This is a genomic window from Micromonospora sp. NPDC047753 (assembly GCF_040642735.1).
Taxonomy (GTDB): domain Bacteria; phylum Actinomycetota; class Actinomycetes; order Mycobacteriales; family Micromonosporaceae; genus Micromonospora.
On the sequence record NZ_JBEYSL010000260.1, the window covers coordinates 1 to 9,283 of the forward strand.

The 9,283-nt window shown below is 70.7% G+C and carries 7 protein-coding genes; 2 read left to right on the top strand and 5 right to left on the bottom strand.

Annotation, left to right across the window (positions count from 1 at the left end):
* Positions 1–532: 532 nt before the first annotated feature.
* Positions 533–1,333, bottom strand: a complete 801-nt coding sequence (locus tag ABZ749_RS21090) for an MBL fold metallo-hydrolase (protein ID WP_357230153.1) — start codon at positions 1,331–1,333, stop codon at positions 533–535.
* 137 nt (positions 1,334–1,470) lie between these two features.
* Here ABZ749_RS21090 and ABZ749_RS21095 point away from each other — a divergent pair, with 137 nt between their 5' ends.
* Positions 1,471–2,688 (top strand): NADP-dependent isocitrate dehydrogenase, encoded by a 1,218-nt coding sequence (locus ABZ749_RS21095; protein ID WP_355010184.1) that lies wholly within the window; start codon positions 1,471–1,473, stop codon positions 2,686–2,688.
* A 317-nt stretch (positions 2,689–3,005) separates the two neighbouring features.
* On the opposite strand, the gene galT is transcribed toward ABZ749_RS21095, so the two are convergent.
* The 4 genes from galT to ABZ749_RS21115 form a co-directional block, all read right to left on the bottom strand.
* On the bottom strand, positions 3,006–4,082 hold the full coding sequence (galT, locus tag ABZ749_RS21100) for a galactose-1-phosphate uridylyltransferase (protein WP_357230155.1): 1,077 nt from the start codon (positions 4,080–4,082) through the stop codon (positions 3,006–3,008).
* The gene (locus ABZ749_RS21105) at positions 4,079–4,903 is read right to left on the bottom strand and encodes a DeoR/GlpR family DNA-binding transcription regulator (protein WP_357207882.1); all 825 of its coding nucleotides are present in this window, start codon (positions 4,901–4,903) and stop codon (positions 4,079–4,081) included. The genes galT and ABZ749_RS21105 overlap by 4 nt, the downstream gene beginning before the upstream one ends.
* Before the next feature lie 112 nt (positions 4,904–5,015).
* Positions 5,016–6,545 (bottom strand): adenylyl-sulfate kinase, encoded by a 1,530-nt coding sequence (gene cysC / locus ABZ749_RS21110; RefSeq protein WP_357230157.1) that lies wholly within the window; start codon positions 6,543–6,545, stop codon positions 5,016–5,018.
* Positions 6,546–6,633: 88 nt separating this feature from the next.
* Entirely contained in the window at positions 6,634–8,148 is a 1,515-nt protein-coding gene (locus tag ABZ749_RS21115; protein ID WP_357230159.1) for a glycosyltransferase family 2 protein, read from the bottom strand.
* A gap of 237 nt (positions 8,149–8,385) precedes the next feature.
* Here ABZ749_RS21115 and ABZ749_RS21120 point away from each other — a divergent pair.
* Positions 8,386–9,283, top strand: an 898-nt coding sequence (locus tag ABZ749_RS21120) for an ABC transporter ATP-binding protein (RefSeq protein WP_357230161.1), incomplete at its 3' end; no start/stop codon positions are given.

Below are 9,283 nucleotides of genomic sequence, written 5' to 3' on the forward strand. Positions count from 1 at the left end.
TTGCCCTCGTAAATGCAGTCGACCGGGCACTCCTCGATGCATGCCTTGTCGAGCACATCTACGCACGGCTCGGCACCCCACCCCGGCGCCGGCCCCGCCCCGGCCCCGCCCCGGCCCCGCCCCGGCCCCGGCCCCCGGTTGATCAAGAGGTTTACGTCAGGAACCGCGCCCCTGTTGACGCGAACCTCTTGATCACGAAATGGGGTGGGTGGCGAGGGAGGGGCGGCGCGTCGGTTGGTGGGGCCGGCGGGCGCGGTGGGCGCTGCTTCGGGGATGTTGCTGCCTTGAGGGCTTCGGAGGGAGCGCCTTCAGTGATGTCGCGCGGATCTTCGATCGAGATCGTGCTCGATCCTGGTTGTAGTGGTACCCCGGGCTCGCGTTACCCCCTTATCCAGGATCGAGGGGCTTGCTCGACCGCTCCGATGGGTGATCCCCTCGCGGCACCCCGTCGATCATGGAGTTGTTGCCCTCCGGGTCAGCGTGTCGAGGCAACAACTTCATGATCAATGGGAGGTGGGGGCGCGGCGGGTGATCACGAAGGGCTGGTGAAGGGGGTTCCGAGGTGAGGGGTGGCCAGGACGGTGGGGGAGTGGGTGCGCAGGGCGGCCAGCCGGGAGGTGCGGGCGAGTTCCAGGTCTTCCTCGTGGGCGTACGCCAGCTCGGGGTCGACGAGTTGCACCATGTGCACCAGCAGGTCCCCGGTGAACAGCATCCGTTCGTCGGCAGAGGTCAGGAGCACCGACTGGTGACCGGGCGTGTGGCCGGGGGTGGGCAGCAGACGTACCGCTGGGGTGAGGGCGGTCTCGCCGTCGACCACGCGGAGCTGGCCGGCGGTGCGCAGGGGCGCGATGAGGCCGGCCGGCAGCCAGGGGTTGAGCGTCTCTGCCGCGTCGACTTCGGCGCGCTGGACCAGGTAGCTCGCGTTCGGGAAGTACGGCCGCCCCGGCGTGCCGGTGACCGCCCAGCCGATGTGGTCGCTGTGCAGGTGGGTCAGGACGACGGTGTCGACATCGGCGGGGTCGATGCCTGCCGCAGCCAACTCGGCGGGCATCCGCCCCGGCACTGGCGCCCAGCTCGCGGCGGGTGCGTCGGCTGGGCCGATCCCGGCGTCGACAAGCGTGACCGGCCCGTCTCCGGCGCGGATCGCGAAGCTGCGGAACGGCAGCCACCATTGCCCGTCGGCGGTCACCGAGCCGGGGTCGCGCCGGTCAGCCTCCGCCCAGTGCGCCGCTGTGGCCTGCGGAAACGCCTCCGCGCGGGGCTGGAAGAAGGCACCCTCACCGTCGGTGAGTGCGGTGACCGTGATAGACCCGAGGGTGCGGCTCAGTGGCATCGGACGATGATTCCAGGGCATTCCTGTTCCGCGCAGCCCGGTTTCGCCGGCCGGTCGAGGCCGGCTGGGGGCTGTCCGCCCAATTGCAGTACGCTCGTACTGCTTGAGCACGTGTCCCCCGAGAGGAGCGCCGGCCGATGGCGAAGATCAAGGTAAACAACCCGGTCGTAGAACTCGACGGCGACGAGATGACCCGGATCATCTGGAAGCAGATCCGGGAGCAGCTGATCCTGCCCTACCTCGACGTCGACCTGCACTACTACGACCTGTCGATCCAGCACCGCGACGAGACCGACGACCAGGTCACGATCGACGCCGCCAACGCCATCAAGGAGCACGGCGTCGGCGTCAAGTGCGCGACCATCACCCCGGACGAGGCCCGGGTCGAGGAGTTCGGCCTGAAGAAGATGTGGCGGTCGCCCAACGGCACCATCCGCAACATCCTCGGCGGCGTCGTCTTCCGTGAGCCGATCATCATGTCCAACGTGCCGCGGCTGGTCCCCGGCTGGACCAAGCCGATCATCATCGGCCGGCACGCCCACGGTGACCAGTACAAGGCCACCGACTTCGTCGTCCCCGGCCCGGGCACGGTGACCATCACCTACACCCCGGCCGACGGCGGCGCGCCGATGGAGATGGAGGTCGCCAACTTCCCCGGCGGCGGCATCGCCATGGGCATGTACAACTACGACGAGTCGATCCGGGACTTCGCCCGGGCGTCGTTCCGGTACGGACTGGACCGCAACTACCCGGTCTACCTGTCCACCAAGAACACCATTCTCAAGGCGTACGACGGTCGGTTCAAGGACCTCTTCGCCGAGGTGTTCGAGGCCGAGTTCAAGGACGAGTTCGCCGCCGCCGGCATCACCTACGAGCACCGGCTGATCGACGACATGGTCGCCGCCGCGCTCAAGTGGGAGGGCGGCTACGTCTGGGCCTGCAAGAACTACGACGGTGACGTGCAGTCCGACACCGTCGCGCAGGGCTTCGGCTCGCTGGGTCTGATGACCTCCGTCCTGCTCTCCCCGGACGGTCGGACCGTCGAGGCCGAGGCCGCCCACGGCACTGTCACCCGGCACTACCGGCAGTACCAGAAGGGTGAGAAGACGTCGACCAACCCGATCGCGTCGATCTACGCCTGGACCCGGGGCCTGGCCCACCGGGGCAAGCTGGACGGCACCCCGGCGGTCACCGAGTTCGCCAACACCCTGGAGCAGGTCATCGTCGACACCGTCGAAGGCGGCCAGATGACCAAGGACCTCTCGCTGCTCATCTCGCGGGACGCCCCGTGGCTGACCACCGACGAGTTCATGAATGCGCTCGACGAGAACCTGGCCCGCAAGATCGCTGCCTGATCCAGGCGTACCGCGTCATCGGAGCCCGCCGGCGTCTCAGCCGGCGGGCTTCGGCGTGTCCAGCGTTGCCGCGCCGGTCGGCGTCACTGCCCCCGGCGCGCCTCGTTGACCAGGATGGACGAGATGCCAGTCGCGTCCAGGAAGGTTGACCACGGTCGACCCGCGGCACCCGTGCGCCGATCAGCCAGCCTTCCCGGCTGTGCCGTGCACAGCCAGCCGTCCCTTCCCTGCGGGGGGCCCTGTCCCGGGCCCCCCGCGCCCTGTTTCCCGCCAAGCCAATGCCGCACAGCGCAGCGCCGTGCCGAGCCGCGCCGCGCTCAGGCGGCGCGCAGCAGGTCGGCGGCGCGTTCCGGAGCGATGTCGTTGATGAAGACGCCCATCCCGGATTCGGAGCCCGCCAGGTATTTCAGCTTGTCCTTGGCCCGCCGGATGCTGAACAGCTGCAGGTGCAGGTGGCCCAGCTGGCGGTCGACCCGTACGGGAGCCTGGTGCCAGGCCGAGATGTACGGCATCGGCATGTCGAACAGGCCGTCGAAGCGGCGCAGGAGATCCAGGTAGAGCGGCCCGAAGGCTTCCCGCTCGCTGTCGCTGAGCGCCGGGATGTCCGGCACCACGCGGTGCGGCGCGACGTGCACCTCGAACGGCCAGCGGGCGGCCGCCGGGACGAACGCCGTCCAGTGTTCGTTCTCGATGACGACCCGGTCACCGGTGGCGCGCTCGGCGGCCAGCACGTCCGCGTACAGGTTGCCCCCGCCGGTGCGCTCGGCGTGCCGGCGTGCCGCGGCCAGCAGCGCGCGGGTGCGCGGCGTCACGAAGGGGTACGCGTAGATCTGGCCGTGCGGATGGTGCAGCGTGACACCGATTTCAACGCCCCGGTTCTCGAAGCAGAAGATCTGCTCGACGCCGGGCAGTGCGCCGAGTGCCTCGGTGCGGTCGGCGAGGGCGTCCAGCACGGTGCGGACCCGGCGCGGGGGCAGGCTGGCGAAGGAAGCGTTGTGGTCCGACGTGAAGCAGACCACCTCGCACCGGCCGAGGCCCGGCCGGACCGGTGTGAACGGCGTGATCTCGCCGGGCTCCTCGGCCACCCGACCGCTCAGCGACGGGAACCGGTTCTCGAAGACCACCACGTCGTAGTCGGGTGCGGGGATCTCGGTCAGCCGGTCGCCCACCGACGGGTCGAGAGGGCACTCGTTCGCCGGTGGGAGGAAGGTGCGGGTCTGCCGGTGCACGGCGACCGCCACCCACTCGTCGGTCAACGGGTCGTAGCGCAGCTGCGACGCGGGGGGAGGCGGCGGCAGGTCCCGGCGGTCCGGCTGGTCGCGGACCGCGTCGTCGCGCTCGTCGAAGTAGATCAGCTCCCGGCCGTCGGCCAGGTCGATCGCGGTGCGCTTCACGGCGCCGTCCCCTCAGTTGTCGGCGTGCGCGTCACGCGGCCCGCCCCTGTCGCCTTGACCATGATCAGTTCGCCCACCTGTTCGCCGAGTACCCGTCGTGCGGGTGGAGGCAACCGGTCGTCGCTGACCAGTACGTGGGCCGCCGTCAGCCCGACGATCGAGGAGATGCCGACGGTGCCCCACTTGGTGTGGTCGGCGAGCACCACCAGCTGGTCCGCCGCCGCCACGAGCGCCCGATCGGTCTCCGCCTCCATCAGGTTCGGTGTGGTGAAGCCGGCCCGCTCGGTGATGCCGTGGACGCCCAGGAAGAGCAGATCCAGGTGCAGTGAGCGGACGGCCCCGACCGCGAGCGGACCAACCAGCGCGTCCGACGGTGTGCGTACGCCGCCGGTGAGCACCACCGTCTGGTCCGGGCGGCCACCGGCGTGCATGATCTCGGCCACCGGCAGCGAGTTGGTCACCACTGTCAGCTCGGGCACGTCCAGCAGTCGGCGGGCGAGTTCGGCGGTGGTGGTGCCGGCGGAGAGCGCGACCGCCGCTCCCGGCCGGACCAGTTGGGCCGCCCGGTCGGCGATGGCGGCCTTCTCCGGCAGTTGGCGGACCGACTTGGCGCGGAAGCCCGGCTCGTCGGTCGAGCTTGGCCCGGTCGTGGTGGCGCCGCCGTGCACCTTGGCCAGCAGGCCGCGCTCGTGCAGCGCGTCGAGGTCACGCCGGATGGTCATGTCGGAGACGCCGAACTCGCCTGCCAACTCGCTGACCCGGACGCCGCCGGTCGTGCGGACCCGCTCCAGGATGGCCGCCTGCCGCTGCTGAGCGAGCATCAGCCGTGCCTCCCCGAGCGTCCCCGTACCCTCACGCGGTCAAACGTGTTCCAACAAAGATGAACACTAGCGCGTGCCGCTCAGCGGTGAAAGAAACGGGTACGGCGGTGCCTCAGGCTGTGGCGATCTTCAGCTCCACCCAGCCGGTCTCGGTCAGATGGTGCAGCACGGCCTGCACCGCGTCCGCCACGCTCAGGTCGGTGGTGTCGAGCACCAGATCGGCGTCGGTCGGCTCCTCGTACGGGTCGTCGATGCCCGTCATCCCGGTGAGCAGGCCAGCTCGCGCCCGCGCGTAGAGGCCCTTGCGGTCCCGCCGCTCGCACACCTCCAGCGGAGTCGCCACGTGCACCAGCACGAAACCCGATCCGGCGGCGAGAGCCATCTCCCGAGCGGTGGCCCGTGCCGCCGCGTACGGGGCGATCGGACAGCAGATGCCCACCCCATGGTGCCGGGCGATCTCGGCGGCCACCCAGCCGATCCGCCGGACGTTGAGATCCCGGTCGGTCTTGCTGAAGCCCAGCCCGGCGGAGAGTTCCCGACGCACCACGTCCCCGTCGAGCAGGGTCACCGTGCGGTCGCCGCTCTCCCGTAACGCGTCCGCCAGCCCTCGGGCGATCGTCGACTTGCCGGAGCCGGAGAGACCGGTCAGGAAGACCACCAGCCCTCGCTGCCGACGCGGCGGCCGGGCCCGGGCCAACTCCCGTGCCACGGCGGGCGGCGTGTGCCACTCCGGTAGCGGGAAGCCCCGGTCGAGCAGGTCGTCGATCTCCGGCTGGGTCAGCGCGAGCCGGCGGTTGCGCGGCGGGATGTCCTCCCGCCAACGCCACTGCCCGTCGCGATTGTCGTAGGCGAGTTCGCGCGGCACCAGCACCCGCAGCCCGGCGCCGGAGAGCATCTCCCCGGTGGAGAGCAGGTGGGTGACCCCGTACGCGGCCGAGACCCGGGCGCGCAGCAACGCGTCGCTGATCTCCTCGCGTCGGTGCGACAGCGGCACCGCGATCAGGGTGGCGGGCGGCATCCGGTCCCGTGCGGCGAAGATCGAACGGACCAGCGCCTCCGGTGGGAGCCCGTCTGCGCCGCCCTCGCCGACCGGGATCATCACGAGCAGATGAGCGGCCAGGGTGCGGGCGGCGTGAGCGATCTGGGCGAGCTGTGGACGATGCAGCGGCCGATCGGCGATCACACCGAGCACCCGGCCCGGGGGCAGCAGCGCACGGACCTCCTCCGGGTTGCGCCGCAGTCGCTGGAACGGACCGTGCCCGCCGTCGCCCAGCCGTCGAACCTGGCCGCCCACTCCCGACACGCCGTCGCGGACCGGCCAGACGTCGGCCACGTCCAAGGCGGCCGCCGGGGCGCCCTCCCCGTCGGTCAGCACGAGCGCCCGGCGGGCCGGGTCGCGCGGGTCGAAGCTCTGCGCCAGAGCGGCCGGCACCTGGAGTACGACAGCGACCTGCCACGGTGTGCCGTCCGCCAGCCGGGCGCGTCGGCTGACCGAGACCAGGTCGGCGCGGGTCATGAAGCCGGTCAGCGGGGCGTACGCGCCGGTCAGCAGCAGCTCCAGATCCGCGAGCTCACCGGGACGCGGCGTGTACGCCGGTGCGTCACGCAGCACCTCGTCGGGCAGCACCCAGCCGTTGCTCATCCACACCCCCCACTCGCTGACCGGCACACAGTTTCGCAGCCGACCGCCCATCGGTCGAGGGCGCCACTCCAAGACCCACGCGGGCGGATCAGCGCTTGATCCGCCGGCCCACCGCCGACCGCAGCCGGTTCCACACCTTCCGCTGGTCGCGGATCCGGGGTCGCGAGCCGTCGGCCCGGCAGATGAACACCAGCGGCAGTCGCGCGTCCTCGGTCCAGCCCACGTTCGTGATCCGGGCCTTGAGCTGCCAGCTGCCTCTGGTCCGACCTCCGTTGAGGGCGGCGAAGTCGATCGTGGCGGTGGCCCGGTGCACCAGGTGGACGGTGTCCACTCCGGTCGTACCGGTGATCCGCTCGGTCTCGAAGGTGTTCGGAAGGAAGATCTCGGCGCCGGTCTCCCGGTGGCGGGCCACCAGGTCCAGGCGGGCCTTGCGCACCTGCGCGGTGGCGTCGAGCACCTCGGGGGCGATCTCGTCCATCGGGAGCACCAGCACGTCGCGGCCATCGTCGGTGCGGAAGCCGACCGGCTGGTTCTCCGAGCGCAGCTCAGCGGCGAGGGTCACCGTGACGGCGTGGTCCGCGCGCTGGAGTTCGTCGATCGTGCCGTGCGCGGCGATGCCCGCCTCCCAGCGGGCCAGCTTGCGCAGGTCCGCGACGCGGCCCCGCTCCGCGAGGTATGCCACGGCCCGGAGCAGCGGTGGCAATCCGGCGGCGACGCCAGGGGCGAAGCGGTCCTGGATGATCTTCTGGGTCTCCAGCGCGACCTGCTCCAGCCAGGCTTCGTCGGCCTCCAGCAGCCGCTTGCCGCGCAGTCGGCTGATCATCTCGTTGCGCAGCCAGCGCCGGTGCAACCGGTCCCGCAGCGGACCGGGCTCGGTGTGCGCGTCGACGATGTCCAGCGCCTCCCGCACGGCCCGGTAGTAGCTCGACGGCTCCAGCCGGCCCGCGGTGACGTTGCGCGCGTCGGTCCGGTGGACGTGGTGGTAGCAGACGTAGTCGGACAGCACCGAGGTGTGCCGGCTCAGGAAGTAGGCCCGCACGACCATCGCGTGGTCCTCCAGCCGACGCTTCCCGCCCTCCGGAAACCGCAGATCGTGCTCGTTGAGGAAGGCGCGCCGGAACAGCTTGTGACAGGTCAGGCTGTCGATGAGGGGCGCGTTCGCCAGGGTGGCGTCGAAGCGGTTCTTGCGGAACAGCTCCCGCGGCACCGGGCGTCCGTACCCGGCCATTTTCCCCACCACGATGTCGGCGTCGTTGGCCTTCGCGCAGGCGTAGAGCCGCTCCAGTGCCTCGTCGGCGAACCAGTCGTCGTCGTCGGCGAAGAAGACGTACTCGCCGCGGGCGTGTTCGATGCCGAGGTTGCGCGGACGCGACGGCCAGCCGGAGTTCTCGATGTGCAGCACCCTGATGTGTGGGTGCTCGGCGGCCAGCTGGTCCAGCCGCTCCGCGGTGTCGTCGGTCGAGCCGTCGTCGACGAAGACGGCTTCGAACTCGTCGGCGGGCAGTGACTGGCGCAGCAGCGAGGCAGCGAGCTTCTCGATGTGTCGGCCGCTGTTGTACGCCGGCACCACGACGCTCACCTTGGGGACGCCCACCTCGGCCATCAGGATTCCTCCCGCGTCGTCGGTCGATCACCGGGCGGGTCGATGCCTGGTGAACGGGAGGTGAATGGTGTCACCCTGGACGGGTCTTTCCCAAGGCGGGGTCGGGTCGAACGCGGGACCGGCGCAAACGTCGCGGGAGCCGCGGCGGGACCTTAGGGGTCCGGCGGGAAAAGGATCAGGGGAGTGCCGGGGGCGTGCCGGTGTCCCAGCTGGGCATCGACTCCCTACGCTGGGCCCGTGACACTGATCGCGACCCAGTCGCTCACCAAGACGTACGGAGGTCGGGTCACCGCGTTGGCCGACCTCACCGTCGCCGTCGAGCCCGGGATCATCGGCCTGGTGGGCGCGAACGGCGCCGGCAAATCCACGTTGATCAAGATTCTGCTCGGCCTGATCGCACCAACCAGCGGTCAGGTCTCGGTGCTCGGCATCGACCCGACCACAGATCCGGCGGCTGTCCGCAGTCGCGTCGGCTACATGCCGGAACACGACTGCCTCCCACCGGACCTGTCCGCCGCCGAGCTGGTCACCCACCTCGGTCGGATGAGCGGCCTTCCCCGCACCGCGGCTCGCGAGCGGGCCTCGGAGGCGCTGCGGCACGTGGGGCTCTACGAGGAGCGCTACCGCCCGGTCGGTGGCTACTCGACCGGCATGAAGCAGCGCGTCAAGCTGGCCCAGGCGCTGGTGCACGACCCCGACCTGCTGTTGCTGGACGAACCGACAAACGGCCTGGACCCTGCCGGCCGCGACGCCATGCTGGCCCTGGTGCACCGGATCGGCACCGAGTTCGGCATCTCCGTGCTGGTCTGTTCGCACCTGCTCGGGGAGGTGGAGCGGATCTGCGACACGCTGATCGCCATCGACGGCGGCCGGTTGCTGCGCGCTGACAACATCTCCGCGATGACCACGGCCACCGACGTGCTCGCCGTGGAGGTCAGCGAGGGCATCGAGGAGCTCGCCGCCCGACTCGCCGAGCTGAAACTGCCGGTCGCCCGGGACGGGCGACTGCTCCTCGTGCCGCTCGCTGACGACGGCACCTACGACCTGATCCTCGGTGCGGTCGCCGAACTGGACCTGCCACTGCACCGACTGGACCAACGCCGGCACCGGGTGGCCGAACTCTTCGCCACGAGGG